This is a genomic window from Kocuria atrinae, assembly GCF_039531425.1.
Classification (GTDB): domain Bacteria; phylum Actinomycetota; class Actinomycetes; order Actinomycetales; family Micrococcaceae; genus Kocuria; species Kocuria atrinae.
In genome coordinates this window covers 1-14321 of record NZ_BAAAQA010000026.1, presented here as the reverse complement: position 1 = coordinate 14321, position 14321 = coordinate 1, and the positions used below count along the sequence as shown (strand labels likewise).

The following is a 14321-nucleotide window of genomic DNA, read 5'->3' as shown; positions in this document are numbered from 1 at the left end:
AGGGCGGCGCTTTCGCGTTGGGTTCAGCTACAGTAGAAACAGCTGTATCTGAATACTGAGTAGTAACCAGACGTCTCTAGCCCCCGGGTCGTCCAGCGTCCGGCCCGAATCTGCGAACGTAACCATGAGTGATTCCTCGACCATTCCCAGCCCTGATTCCGGATCATCAACCTCAGCTCAGTCCGATCTACCTGCTGAGGCGTCGCCTCAGCAGAAGTCCCCGATCTCCGTCAACTGGCGTGTCCTGATCGCCTCTGGCATTCTCATCATCGCCTTTTCAATCTGGGCCATTGTCGCCCCCGAGCAGGCAGATACCGTGATTGGCGGTGTCGTTGCCTGGGTGGCCACCCATCTGGGGTGGTTCTACATTCTCACCGCCACCCTGGTCATCGTGTTCGTGGTGGTCGTGGCCGTTAGCAAACAGGGCAATATCAAGATGGGCCCCGATCACGCGAAGCCACAGTTCAACATGTTCACGTGGACCGCCATGTTGTTCGCGGCCGGTATCGGCGTGGATCTGATGTTCTTCTCCGTGTCCGAACCGGTCACCCAGTACTACGCACCGCCGGTCGGTGACGGCCAGAACCTGGAAGCGGCCCGCCAGGCAGTCGTGTGGACCCTGTTCCACTACGGCATTACGGGCTGGGCCATGTATGCCCTGATGGGTATGGCCTTCGGGTACTTCGCCTACCGGTTCGGTATGCCGCTGAGTATCCGGTCTGCCCTGTACCCGTTGATCGGTAAGCGCATCCACGGTGTTGCCGGAGATGCCGTGGACACCGCGGCCCTCTTGGGAACGATCTTCGGCGTGGCCACTTCGCTGGGTATCGGTGTGGTGCAGTTGAACTTCGGTCTGCAGTACCTGTTCGGAATCCCCGAAAACCTGGCCGTGCAGTCCGCATTGATCGCTCTGGGTGTGCTGATGGCGGTCGCCTCGTGCGTCTCCGGCGTGGACAAGGGTATTCGCCGGTTGTCCGAGCTGAACATCATTCTGGCCATCGGGCTCATGCTGTACGTGTTGGTCACCGGCCGCACGGCGTTCCTGCTGGACGCCATTGTCATGAACATCGGTGACTTCCTGGCACGCTTCCCGGACATGACCCTGAACACGTTCGCGTTCGAGGCGCCCCAGGAATGGATGAGCGGCTGGACCCTGTTCTTCTGGGCCTGGTGGATCGCGTGGGCTCCGTTCGTCGGCTTGTTCTTGGCGCGCATCTCCCGCGGCCGCACGCTGCGTCAGTTCGTGGTGGGCACCATGACGGTCCCGTTCGCGTTCATTCTCCTGTGGATCTCGATTTTCGGTAACTCGGCACTGGATCTCGTGGTCGGTGGCGACAATGTCTTTGGCGAAGTCGCGATGAGCACTCCCGAACGCGCCTTCTACTCGCTTCTGGCCGAGTACCCCGGAGCAACCATCGCGGCCTCCATCGCGACCTTCACCGGTCTGCTGTTCTACGTGACCTCGGCGGACTCCGGCGCATTGGTCATGAGTAACTTCACGTCCAAGATCGATGACCCCAACCAGGACGGCGCCAAATGGCTGCGCGTGTTCTGGGCGGTCGGTACCGGTGTGCTGACATTGGCCATGCTCCTGGTGGGCGGTGTGACCACGCTGCAGAACGCCACATTGATCATGGGGCTACCTTTCTCCATCGTCATGTACCTGATCATGGTCGGTTTGTGGCGAGCGCTCCGCGTGGAGGCGAGTACCGCGGCGTCGAACGCTACGGCCAGCCGCTCGGCCGTTGCCGGGCGAACGGGTCGCGAGACCCACTGGCGCTCGCGACTGACCAGGTTGGGCAATTACCCGGGTGCCCGCACCGCACAACGCTACGTTCACGACGTCGCCGCGCCCGCCCTCAATACGCTGGCCGTGGAGCTGCGCGAATCGGGAGTGGACGTCACGGTCGAATGCACGTCCATTCCGGACAACTCGCCCGTGGATCAGGTGTGCATGCACGTGAACCTGGCCCCGGAACGTGATTTCACTTACCAGGTGTACCCCGTGGCATTCCCCACGCCGGGCTTCGGCGGGTTCCGCACCAACCCGGACTCGGACCTGTACTACCGCTTGGAGGTGTTCACGGCGACCGGCTCAATGGGCTACGACGTGCTTGGATACACCCAGGAACAATTGATCAACGACGCTCTGGACGGTTACGAACGTCACCTGGAATTCATCCGAATCAACCAGGAACACCCCGGAAGTACCCAGATTGGTCTGACCACGTCTGAGACCATTACGTGGAGCGAAGATTTCTCTGAACCCCAGGAGGAAACACGATGAGTAACACCCTGTACATCGACGGCCAGTGGGTCCCCGCTATCGAGGGCGGTACCAGGACCATCACATGCCCCGCGGACGGCACCGAGGTGGCTGTGGTCGCCGAGGCCACGAGCAAGGACACCGAGCGCGCCATCGCCGCAGCGCGAGCGGCCGCGGACGACGAACGTTGGGCCCGCGTCCCAGCCCCGGAACGCGGTCAGTTCCTGCTGCGCGTGGCGGACACCCTGCGAGAGCGCTCGGAAGAATTCGCTCTGGCCGAGTCCAAGGACACGGGCAAGCGGATGGAAGAGTCGCGCCAGGACATGTCCGACATCGCGGACTGCTTCGAGTATTTCGGCAAGATCGCGGCCGTGGACGCCGGTCGCATCATCGATGCGGGTGACCAGGACGTACTCAGCCGAGTGGTTCACGAGCCCGTGGGTGTGTGCGGGATGATCACTCCCTGGAACTACCCGCTGCTGCAGGCGGCGTGGAAGATCGCGCCGGCCTTGGCCGCGGGAAACACGTTCGTGCTCAAGCCGGCAGAACTCACCCCGCACACCTCGATCCTCATGCTGCAGGTGCTCGCTGACCTCGGACTCCCCGCCGGTGTCGGCAACCTGGTGCTGGGCGCGGGTGCCCAGGCGGGCGCGCCGCTGTCCAACGACCCGCGGGTGGACCTGGTCTCCTTCACCGGTGGCCTGGTGACCGGTCGAGTAATCGCTGCCGAGGCGGCGTCGACGGTCAAGAAGGTGGCCCTCGAGCTGGGCGGTAAGAACCCCAACGTGATCTTCGCGGACGCCGATTACGACGCCGCTCTGGACAACGCCCTCAACGCCGCGTTCATCCACTCCGGGCAGGTTTGCTCCGCCGGTGCGCGCCTGGTGATCGAGGAATCCATTGCCGAGAAGTTCGTGACCGACCTGGTGCGTCGGGCCGAACAGATTCAGCTGGGTGGGCCGTTCGACGAGAAGGCCGAAACCGGTGCGCTGATCTCCGAAGCTCACCGCGACAAGGTCCACGCCTACGTGGAGCGGGCTCGCGAGCAAGGTGCGCGGGTGCGTTGCGGTGGGAAGTTCGCCGAAGGCCCCTCGGCGGACGGGTCCCTGGAGCTGAGCAAGGGCGTATTCTACCTGCCCACCGTGATCGACCAGTGCACGCGTGAGATGGATTGTGTCCACGATGAGGCGTTCGGCCCCACCGTGACCGTGGAAACTTTCCGTACCGAGGAAGAGGCCATCGAGATCGCCAACGACACCAACTACGGCCTGGCCGGCGCAGTGTGGACCCAGGCAGCGGGCCGCGCCCAGCGCGTGGCGGGCAAACTGCGCCACGGAACCGTGTGGATCAATGACTTCGGACCGTATCTGCCCCAGGCGGAATGGGGCGGTATGAAGCAGTCCGGCGTGGGCCGCGAACTGGGCTTCCACGGTCTGGCCGAATACCAGGAAACCAAGCACATCTACCACAACACCCGTCCCGCGGTGACCGGCTGGTTCGCCGAGCACTGAGCCGCTCGGCCGAACCGCAGCAAGCACACTGTTGACTCAACGATGGGAGACATCATGACCACCACCGAAAGCGTGGCAACCTACGATTACATTGTTGTTGGCGCAGGTTCCGCCGGAGCCGTGATCGCGGCCCGCCTGAGCGAGAACCCGGACGTAACCGTAGCGCTGCTCGAGGCAGGCGCCCACGACGAGAACGTACCCGAGGTGCTGACCCTCAACCGCTGGATGGAACTACTGGAGTCCGGCTACGACTGGGATTACCAGATCGAACCGCAGGAAAACGGTAACTCCCACATGCGGATGGCTCGGGCCAAGGTGCTGGGCGGCTGTTCCTCACACAACTCGTGCATCGCTTTCTGGGCGCCCGCCGAGGACATGGACGAGTGGGAATCGAAGTTCGGGGCCGAGGGATGGAACGCCGAAACGGCCTTCCGCCTGTACCAGAAACTCGAGAACAACGAGGACTCCGGAGCCCACCACGGCCACGAGGGCCCGGTGCGGTTGCGGCAGGTACCCGCCGTGGACCCGTGCGGTGTGGCCGTGCTCGACGCCGCCGAACAGGCCGGTATTCCGCGCGCGGACTTCAACACCGGCAAGACGGTGACCCAGGGCGGCAACTTCTTCCAGATCAACGCGCGCGAGGACGGCACCCGTTCATCGTCTTCGGTGAGCTACCTCCACCCGATCAAGAACCGTGAGAATCTCACGATCCTGACGGGCACCCAGGCCAAGCGCGTGCTGTTCGACGAGAATCGGCGGGCCACCGGAGTGGAGGTCACGGACAACGCCTTCGGACGCGCGCACGTGATCACCGCCAACCGGGAGGTCGTCGTCTCGGCCGGCGCCATCGACACCCCCAAGCTGCTGATGCTGTCCGGCATCGGCCCCGCCGAGCACCTCTCCGAGGTGGGGGTGAACGTGTTGGTGGACTCCCCGGGTGTCGGATCGCACCTGCAGGACCACCCGGAGGTCGTGATCCAGTGGGAGGCCAAGAAGCCCATGGTCGAGGATTCCACCCAGTGGTGGGAGATCGGCCTGTTCGCCCAGGTGGACGAGGGGCTGGATCGCCCGGATCTGATGATGCACTACGGCAGCGTGAACTTCGACATGCACACCTACCGCCAGGGATACCCCACCGCGGACAACGCATTCTGCCTGACCCCCAATGTCACGCACGCCCGTTCACGCGGCACCGTGCGATTGCGCTCGCGGGACTACCGGGACAAGCCCCGGGTGGATCCGCGGTACTTCACCGACCCCGAGGGATACGACATGCGGATCGCGACCGCGGGTATTCGCAAGGCGCGTGAGATCGTCTCCCAGCCCGGCCTCTCGGAATGGGCCGGGGAGGAATTGTTCCCGGGGCAGGACGTGCAGACGGATGAGGAGATCGCCGATTACATCCGCCGCACCCACAACACGGTGTACCACCCCGCAGGATCGTGCCGTATGGGGCCGGTCGAGGACCAGGAATCGCCGCTGGATCCGCAGTTGCGGGTCAAGGGCGTGAGCGGCCTGCGCGTGGCCGATGCCTCCGTGATGCCGGAACTGGTCACCGTGAACCCCAACATCACCGTGTACATGATCGGTGAACGTGCTGCTGAACTGATCGCACAGGATCAGCAGGCGGCAGCACGGTAGACCCGCCTTCCAGGACACGGATGAGGCCCGGCACTCTTGGTGCCGGGCCTCACGTGTTTGGTCCTGATCAGGCGCTGAGCGCCACCGGTTTCGGTTCCAGTTTGTAGAACGGAATGCCGCCGGAGACGTCTGAGGCTCCGGGAACCAGTAGCTGCTGGTACTTCTCGCACCACTGGGCGCGACCGCGGTTGTGGGCGGCTGCGTGGGCCAGGGCACGAACGTTGTTGCTCACGTATTCATGAATGTCCCCATTGGACTCAATGAGACGCACCAGTTGGTGGTCGAGGTCGATATCGACGGTGACATCGACCCATTGTTCTCGGGGGGACTCGGTCTTTGTGCGTAGTTGTTTAATGTTCTTCATCAGTGTTGTGCCTTTGTACAGGGAGGTCCTTGCTGCGCCCGCGGTTGCGCCACAGCCGCTTCGTCATCCAATCCACCCCTGAACCAAGGGTTGGCGTACGCCGGGTTGGAGCCCAGCAGGTACCCGGTTTTTCGGACCGGGCACCAGAGCGCATCTCGAGAAGCTGGATTAGAGCGTAACGGGTCCGGCGCATGGCAAGCCAGGGGATGACGCATAACGTCACCAAAAGTTAATCAACTCATTGTTTGCGCGCTACGAGTCAGAGGGCTGTTGTGGACAACCTGCGCGCACGGGATGCCACGATGCGTGCTTGTGCATAATGCTCCATGAGCTGATCACACACGGCGGTCCAGGTGCGCGTCTGCACGGTGTCGTACGCAGTACTGGAGAAGGCGGCCCGTTTGGCGTTGTCGCCCACCAGGTCCTGTACCCGGTCACGAAGCATCTCGGTGTCGCCAGGTTTGTAGAGCCACCCGTTGCGGGACGAGTCCACGAGGTCCACGGGCCCGCCGCGTCCGACCGCCACCACGGGGACGGCACTGGCCATGGCTTCCTGAATCGTCTGACAAAACGTTTCGTGTTCACCGGGGTGCACGAACACGTCCAAGGAGGCCATGGCGGTGGCCAGCTCGTCCCCGTCCAGGAACCCCACGAAGTAGGCGTTGGGGAGCAGCATGCGGAGCTTTTCCTTCTCGGGCCCGGAACCCACGATCACCAATCGGGTGTCCGGCAACGAATCCAGAACCACGAGATCTTGCACCTGCTTCTCGGGTGCCAGCCGACCCACATATCCCACGAGCTTTCGCCCGCCACCCACTCGCTCACGCCACTGGTGATCGCGGCGAGCCGGATTGAACCGGCGGGTGTCCACGCCACGGCGCCACATCCGCACCCGCTGAATACCGTGCTCGTGCAGCTGCGTGATGGACGCCGTGGACGGCGCCAGCGTCACGGTGGAGGAATTGTGCATGTTGCGCACATGGCCCCACAGGACGTTCTCCAGAACGGGGGCTCCGTAGCGCGCGGCGTAACCGGGCACGTCCGTCTGGTAAATGGATGCGCAGGGCAATCCCAGGTTCTTGGCCGCTTGGATCGCCTGCCAGCCCAGGACGAAGGGAGAGGCAACGTGTACCACGTCGGGCCGGAACCGAGCCAGGATCCGCTGCATGCGAGCCACGGTACAGCTGGCTACTCGGACATCCGGGTATCCGGCCAGCGGGATGGATGCGATGCGCTGAACTTTCACCCCGTCCATGGTGTCCACGGACCCCAGGGCTCCGAGCTTCTCGTAGGACGGTGCAATGACCATGGCCTCGTGGCCCTGCGCCCGGAGATACTCCAGGACTCGAACCACGGAATGTGTCACACCGTTGATGTGGGGGAGGAACTGTTCGGCAACCACTGCGATTCTCACATTTAATACAGTGGCTGCCACGGGTCACCGGCTCTCCACGCCCCGGTGACCTCTCGGTGAAGTCTGGACCAACTCCGGTCGGGACGTGGAAAGATGGAGGCGATGAACTTCCCCACTTTCTCCCGCACGCTTTCGGGGGCCCGCGAGCGGTTGCAACGCCGCGAGGACGGTGCCCCCGGTCATTCACCCACGCCTCAGGACTCGGCCGATTCCGAACGGAGCGGCTCCGAGGACGGGTTCCCCATGCCCTTGTGGCTGCAGGGTGTCATCGAGCTACTGGCAGTGGCGGCCGTCGGCCTGTTGCTCACCGGACTGCTGATGGCGGCGGTGTGGCTGGCGGGAGGTTTCGATTCCCTGGGCGCGCTGGGCGGTTTGCAATTGGCGGGCCAGGTATGGCTGGTGGCCCACTGCACCCCGTTGACCATGGCGGCCATCCAAGGGATCGATCTGTCTTCCGGCGGCGGAACACTCACATTGGTGCCGCTGGGGTTGACACTGATTCCGTTCGGGCTGGCGGTCATCGCAGGCCGACGGATTGCACGGGCGTGCTGGCGCGGACAGTTCCTCAAACCGTTCATTGCCGGCATGATCACCTACGCCCTTATCGGGGCCTTGGTTGCGCTCGTGAGCAGCACCGAACATGTCTCGGCGAGCGTGCTGGCCGGAGCGTTGTTCCCCTTGATTCCAGCCGGCCTGGGCACTCTCGTGGGCGGATGGAGTGTTTCTCGTTCCTTGACTGCCGTGCTGGGTGCCGACGCCGCGTCATGGATCCAGCGGACCAGTCAGTATTCGCGCTGGGCCGGATCCTACGTGTGGGCCGTGGTGCGCGCGGGCTTTTTGTCCGCGGTGGCCGTGATCGCCGCTGGTGCTCTGCTGACAGCGGTGGCATTGGTGTGGAACTGGGACGGCATCATCTCCGTGTACCAAGAACTGGGTACGGGCGCGGCCGGGGATACTGCCCTGACCGCTCTGCAGCTCGGTTATCTGCCCAACATGATCGTGTGGGCCGCCGCGTGGGCCAGTGGCGCCGGATTCTCCGTGGGGGAGGGCACGATCACCTCCCCGTTCGAGAACGCGTTGGGAGCATTGCCGCACTTCCCGCCGTTCGCTGCGCTGCCCGAGGGGGAACCGTGGCTGTACGCCTCAGCCGTGGTGGTGTTGCCGGTCCTGGCCGGAGTTCTCGCGGGCTGGTGGTTCTTGCGCGAAGGAGAGAACCACCTGGACGACTGGATGGCCATTCGGCTTCCCATGCGGTGGTTCACATTCTTACTGTCCACGGTGCTGACGGTGGCGTTCATCGCTGCAATCGGCGCTGGCCTCGTGGCCCTGCTGGCGTGGCTGTCCCACGGTTCGTTGGGTTTGGGCAGGCTGACGGATATCGGCCCCAATCCATGGCACGTGTTCCTGTGGACAGGTGCCGAGATCACCGCCGGCGGCGTGATCGGTTACGTTCTGGGACCTTGGCTCGAGCGCGAGGGGTATCGAAAGAACCCCTGGAACAGTTCCCTGGAGGATACGACCGAGGACGTGTCGGATCCCGACGCTCAAGACGAGCACGATGGTGACGCCGAGGGGAGCGCCCGGGCGGCCAAGAAGGCCGCGAAGGCCGAGGCGAAGCAGGCTAAGAAGGCAGAGGCCCGTGACAAACGAGCCGCCAAGAAATCAGCGAAACGCAAGGCTGCTCGGTTGGCGCCCTGGGATGCCCAGGGCTCAACGGCTATGACCGCTCAGGAACCGGGCGACGCGGATTCAGCGGGGGTCAACGACAGCGACGGTGACGGTGTTGCCGTGCCCGAGGGGGACTCGGTAGGTTCCGAGGATTCTGTCGGTGCGGCTGACTCGGACGGGGCGGAAGCCGGGGAGGACTCGGCGGGTCCGGTTTCCAGTTCAGATCCGGAGAGATAGTTCCAGATATTGTCCGTGAGCTGGCGCTCGCAGTGACTCGTTGAGGACAGTGTCAACGCAGAATCAACGCATTCCTGGTAAACCTGTGAGGCCGGCCACACGGCCAAACGAGCGCCGCCCCCGAAGGCGTTGAACGCGCCCCACACAATGGCCAGGATGGCCAGGAACGTGATGAAGAACCGCGACTGCACCTTACGGGACGTGCTCAGGACCACGATGCCCAGGACCACTGCCGCGAGTGCCATGACCACGCCCACGGCGGTGGACCACACGTGACCGGTGACCAACGCGGAGGACAGCAGCGCCAAAGCGGCTGCCAGTCCGGAAAGCCTCAAACGGGAGGACGCGTGTGCTGTGTCGGGGCTTTCGGAATCCTGCATGATCTCCACTGTAAGGCAGCGGCAGGGGCGGGTCGGACCACAGAAAATCGTTAGCATGATTGGTATGCGACTCGTGGTCATGGTTTCCGGTTCCGGTACCAATTTGCAGGCAATCATCGACGCTCTTCACAAGGGCGATGTGGACGTTGACATCGTGGCGGTGGGCGCAGACAAACCCTGTGTCGGTCTGGAACGTGCTGAGGCCGCAGGGATCGATACGTTCCTGGTCCCGCTGGCGAACTACCCGGAGCGCGAACAGTGGAACCGGAGCCTGGAGCGAGCCATCGCCAACTACGCTCCGGACCGCGTGGTGTTCGCGGGTTTCATGCGCATTGTGGATGCCCAGCTGGTGGAGCGTTTCGCCGGCCGGATCATCAACACGCATCCCTCGTTGCTACCTTCGTTCCCGGGGGCACACGCGGTGCGTGACGCCATGAACTACGGCGTGAAGGTCACCGGCGCCACCGTGCACGAAGTCGTGGCCGACGTGGATGCGGGTCCCATCCTGGCGCAGGTCGCCGTGCCGGTCAGGGCGGAAGACACCGAGGATTCACTTCACGAACGCATCAAGTCCGCTGAGCGCGGTCTCCTCGTCAACGCATTGGCCGCGCTGAGCCGTGACGTCAATTTTGACCTGCCCATCGAGGAGCAGTCGTAGACTTTTCCTGGCCCCGGCGCCACCCACCCAACCCAACCTCTCCTGGAGTTTTTGTGAATTCAATTCAGCTGGACCGTGTACCCCTCAAACGCGCCTTGATTTCCGTGTACGACAAGACGGGTCTGGAGGAGTTGGCGCGCGGCCTGCACGAAGCCGGGGTGAGCATCGTCTCGACCGGTTCCACAGCACAGCGGATCTCTCAGGCGGGCGTGCCCGTGACCGAGGTTGCCGACATCACCGGCTTCCAGGAATGCCTGGACGGCCGCGTCAAGACTCTGCACCCGCGCGTACACGCCGGCATTCTGGCCGACCGCCGCAAGCAGGACCACGTGGACCAGTTGAAAGAGCTCGAGATCGAGCACTTCGACCTGGTGGTCGTAAACCTCTACCCGTTCGTGGATACCGTGCGTTCGGGCGCGGCTCAGGACGACGTGGTCGAACAGATTGATATCGGCGGCCCGTCCATGGTGCGCGCCGCGGCCAAGAACCACGCTGCCGTGTCCGTGGTCGTGGATCCCGCCAGCTACCCGGACGTGATCAACGCGGCCCAGGGCGGCGGCTACGACCTGGCCGCACGTCGGAAGCTCGCGGCCACCGCCTTCGCGCACACCGCGGCCTACGACACCGCGGTGGCCACCTGGACCGCACAGCAGTTCGAGACGAACACGGACGCCAACTTCTGGCCGCCCTACGCCGGCCTTGCGTTCCAGCGCGCGGAGTCCCTGCGCTACGGCGAGAACCCCCACCAGAAGGCGGCCCTCTACGTCGACGACGCCGCATCGCCGGGTATCGCACAAGCCGAGCAGCTCCACGGCAAGGCCATGTCCTACAACAATTACGTGGATGCAGACGCCGCCTTGCGCGCCGCCTACGACTACGATCTGCCCGCGGTGGCCGTGGTCAAGCACAACAATCCGTGCGGTGTGGCAGTGGCTTCTCCGAACGCTGAAGACTCCATTGCCGATGCGCACCGCAAGGCGCACGCGTGCGACCCGTTGTCCGCCTACGGCGGCGTGGTTGCGGCCAACCGCACCGTGACCGCGGCCATGGCTGAAACCCTCAAGGGCATTTTCACGGAGGTCGTGGTGGCACCGGGCTTCGAGCCGGCGGCCCTGGAGATCCTGCAGGCCAAGAAGAACATCCGCCTGCTCGAACTCCCGGAAGGCTTCGGACGGGATCCCCTGGAGTACCGCGCGGTGTCCGGCGGTGCGTTGTTCCAGCAAGCCGATCGCCTGGATGCCCCGGGCGATGACCCCTCCAACTGGACGCTGGCCTCGGGTGAACCCGCCGACGAGCAGACACTGGCGGACCTCACGTTCGCCTGGCGCTCGCTGCGCGCCGTGAAATCCAACGCCATCCTGCTGGCAGACAGCGGTGCCTCCGTGGGGATCGGCATGGGGCAGGTCAACCGAGTGGATTCCTGCAAGCTGGCCGTGGAACGTGCCAACTCTCTGGCGGAGGACGGCGCCCAGCGCGCTCGCGGTGCCGTAGCGGCGTCGGACGCGTTCTTCCCGTTCGCGGACGGTCTGCAGGTGCTGCTGGACGCCGGTGTGCGCGCGGTGGTGCAGCCCGGCGGTTCAATCCGTGACGAAGAAGTAGTCGCGGCTGCACAGGCAGCCGGTGTGACCATGTACTTCACCGGAGCTCGCCACTTCTTCCACTGAGTCGGCAATCGCAAGAGTTGACCGGCCCCGACGGTGGGGCGGAATGTTCTGAGGGCACGGTACCCGGACGGGTGCCGCGCCCTCAGCGCGTAGTACTGACAAGTTTCCGTGCCCGATTAATAGGTCGACAGTGTATGTAAGTAGCGCTCCTGGATGTCCTGCAGAGTGGCCGCAGAATGGGACGTGCCGCCGGTTGCCTCGGCAATCTCGCTGAGGTCCTGGGGCGGATCGCCATCGGTGATAGCCATGGTCACGATGTGGACCGGCTTGTCCTGATCCTGTTCCTGCTTCAGTGTGCGGACCAACGAGCTGAGCTCGGAAGCGGTTCCACGGTCACTGGAACCGCTGCTGATGATCACCACGGAGTTCACCGCGCCCTCGCGATAATTGGCCTTGACCTCGCGGAAGGCATCCAGGGTCGTGGCGTACAGACCGGATGGGACGTCCTCTTCGTAGTTGGCCCGCGCCAAGGCGTCCTGGAGTTCCTTCCGTTGCGGAGTACCGTCCACGTATTCATCCATGCGACGGATGGGGACCAACTCTTGTGATGTGCGGTCCGAGTCTTCCGTGGCCGCCGAGCGCCACAGTCCGATCGAATCCCTCGTGGGGATGAATTGCAGACGAATGACCGTGGAGTCCACGGCGGTCCGCCAGTACGAGCGGTGGGCCGGCGGATTCTCGCTGCCCATACTGTCCGAGGCATCCAATACGTAGAGCGCGTTGTGGGCAGAGGTCTGGCGGCCCCAGGTGGTCATCAGACGATTCCAGTCCAGTTCGTCCTCGACCGACAAACGCTGGGACATGGGCGCCGAACGTGAGTCGGGCACCCGTCTGCCGTCCTTGCCCCGCAAACTCTGTTCCGCCAAGACCTCCCGGCCGGATTCCGACGTCAAGAAGGACGCGATTTCGTCAGCGGCCTGGGCGATGGTTTCATTCCGGTGAGCGGCTTCTGACGGGACGAGCAGGGGATAGTCCAACAACCACGCCCCCGAGTCGGGGACCAGGGCGCGCACTTCGTCACCACGCGGATGAGTCTTGGCGAAATCCAAGAAATTCTCCTCGGAAACCACCACACTGCGCCCCTGGTTCACGGAGTTCTCCAGAAGTTCTGCTTCGTCTGTCGTCGGTTGACCGGAATCGCCGGATACCGTGCGAGAGACAACGGCCTGCGTCAGTTGCTGTTTGGAGACGGTGTCGTTCTGGACTTCGGCCACAGCCGAGCGGGCGGCAGCATGTGCGGCACTGTTGTGCAGCGGATTGCCCATCAGTACTGAGCTGTCGCCGATAATCTCCGTCCAGGTTGTGAAGTCCCTCGTGTGTTCGGGGGCCACCACCACCGGTAAAGTGCTGGCCAAGGAAGTCGGTGTGCACCGTGAATCGATTCGTTTCCGGGGTTGTGGGGAAGAACGCGCTGGAGGCGGGGATCCAGACGCCCGCCGACATGTCCTGTCGAGGTTCGGTGTGTCCGGTGGGGTCTTCACTTTGCCGGGTGGTTTCCAGCACGATGCAGGAACCGGGATCCACGGGCTTCTGCTCGAGCACTTCAGCCATGGTCCGGTCGGTGATGACCGGGACGCGTTGAGTGCTGCTGCATTCAGAGGGAACGGTAGGACCGGATGCCTGCTGGGCATCGTCGAAGACCACGAACCCCAAGCCCATGCCACCGAGGAGCAGGATCGCCAACCCCCCGGCCACGGCCGTTCGGCCGCTGCGACGGGTGCGTTCGGCATCGCGCCGAGCACGGCGCGTGCTCTGGACGTTCATGCTGTCTCCCTCGAACCCATTGATACGACGATCCCACCGATTATTGCCCGTTCCCGCCGGGTGCGGTGTCGTGTGTCTCACTCGGGTGACAACTGACCACCAAAGTGTGGACAGTTCTTTGACTAGATCGGGATCGGCGCTTGGCTACCTTTTAACATGGGTGCCCGAGGGGTACTCAGCCGGGGAGGGCGGTCTTGGGCGGACGGCTTGCCGCGGCGTCAACATTGCTGCTTTAGGGGGCGCAAGATCCAATGAAAAATCGTATTGCACGTGCGGGTGCTGCAGTCGTCGTTGCCGCTGGAATGACCTTCGGTGCGGCCGCGCCGGCACAGGCGTTCTCGTGGTTCGGCCCGGGGTACACCTACCCGTCGCACTCGGAATGGGTTGTTCCGACGTGCCAGGGCACCGGGGAATTCGGTTCATTCTTCAACCGGAACTTCAACAGCCACATCGGTGATTTGAACAACTTCACCAGCACCGCGAGCAACATCTACTCCAATACCTTCTCGAGCCCCAGGGGCTTCCTGACCAGCTTGGCGTACACCGTGACGCAGCCGATCAACTTCTTGGCATACCCGGCACTGGACTTGTTGGGTCATGGAAAGGCTACGGCGCAGTCCGGTTGCTGAAAGATCACTACCTCGAACGCGACCAGCGTTCATGACGAATCCCCGGTCGTTCGAAATGAACTGGTCCCCAGTAGTTGGACTGGTCTAGCGGTTAGAGCCTATACGGCAAGGGCCTGTTCCCGGTA

At 63.7% G+C, this 14321-nt stretch carries 10 protein-coding genes; 7 read left to right on the top strand and 3 right to left on the bottom strand.

Annotation, left to right across the window (positions count from 1 at the left end; all coding sequences use genetic code 11):
- Positions 1-124: 124 nt before the first annotated feature.
- Genes betT through ABD283_RS11860 form a run of 3 tightly spaced genes read left to right on the top strand, consistent with a single transcriptional unit; the run spans position 125 to position 5418 of the window.
- Positions 125-2287, top strand: coding sequence for a choline BCCT transporter BetT (betT, locus tag ABD283_RS11870; RefSeq protein ID WP_344225214.1), 2163 nt, complete (start codon positions 125-127; stop codon positions 2285-2287).
- Positions 2284-3777: an aldehyde dehydrogenase family protein gene (locus ABD283_RS11865; RefSeq protein WP_344225213.1), complete on the top strand. Its 1494-nt coding sequence runs from the start codon at positions 2284-2286 to the stop codon at positions 3775-3777. Before betT ends, ABD283_RS11865 begins: the two co-directional genes overlap by 4 nt.
- A 54-nt stretch (positions 3778-3831) precedes the next feature.
- Positions 3832-5418, top strand: a complete 1587-nt coding sequence (locus ABD283_RS11860) for a GMC family oxidoreductase (RefSeq protein WP_344225212.1) — start codon at positions 3832-3834, stop codon at positions 5416-5418.
- Between the two features lie 67 nt (positions 5419-5485).
- On the opposite strand, the gene ABD283_RS11855 is transcribed toward ABD283_RS11860, so the two are convergent.
- Together ABD283_RS11855 and ABD283_RS11850 are read right to left on the bottom strand one after the other, a co-directional pair.
- Positions 5486-5782 carry a hypothetical protein gene (locus tag ABD283_RS11855; protein WP_344225211.1) on the bottom strand — a complete coding sequence of 99 codons (297 nt, stop codon included), beginning with the start codon at positions 5780-5782 and terminating at the stop codon, positions 5486-5488.
- 259 nt (positions 5783-6041) lie between these two features.
- Positions 6042-7196, bottom strand: a complete 1155-nt coding sequence (locus ABD283_RS11850) for a glycosyltransferase family 4 protein (RefSeq protein WP_344225210.1) — start codon at positions 7194-7196, stop codon at positions 6042-6044.
- Between the two features lie 102 nt (positions 7197-7298).
- Between ABD283_RS11850 and ABD283_RS11845 the strand changes: the two genes are divergently transcribed.
- The 3 genes from ABD283_RS11845 to purH all read left to right on the top strand — a co-directional run bounded on the left by ABD283_RS11845 (position 7299) and on the right by purH (position 11803).
- Complete coding sequence (locus ABD283_RS11845; protein WP_344225209.1) at positions 7299-9101, top strand: cell division protein PerM; 1803 nt, start codon at positions 7299-7301, stop codon at positions 9099-9101.
- Between the two features lie 444 nt (positions 9102-9545).
- Positions 9546-10139 carry a phosphoribosylglycinamide formyltransferase gene (gene purN, locus ABD283_RS11840; protein WP_344225273.1) on the top strand — a complete coding sequence of 198 codons (594 nt, stop codon included), beginning with the start codon at positions 9546-9548 and terminating at the stop codon, positions 10137-10139.
- Between the two features lie 53 nt (positions 10140-10192).
- A complete protein-coding gene (gene purH / locus ABD283_RS11835) occupies positions 10193-11803 on the top strand; it encodes a bifunctional phosphoribosylaminoimidazolecarboxamide formyltransferase/IMP cyclohydrolase (RefSeq protein WP_344225208.1) in 1611 nt (536 codons plus the stop codon).
- Positions 11804-11919: 116 nt separating this feature from the next.
- Here the strand turns inward: purH and ABD283_RS11830 are convergent, their stop codons facing one another.
- The gene (locus ABD283_RS11830; protein WP_344225207.1) at positions 11920-13158 is read right to left on the bottom strand and encodes a VWA domain-containing protein; all 1239 of its coding nucleotides are present in this window, start codon (positions 13156-13158) and stop codon (positions 11920-11922) included.
- A 660-nt stretch (positions 13159-13818) separates the two neighbouring features.
- Here ABD283_RS11830 and ABD283_RS11825 point away from each other — a divergent pair.
- Complete coding sequence (locus tag ABD283_RS11825) at positions 13819-14196, top strand: hypothetical protein (protein WP_344225206.1); 378 nt, start codon at positions 13819-13821, stop codon at positions 14194-14196.
- Positions 14197-14321 lie beyond the last annotated feature (125 nt).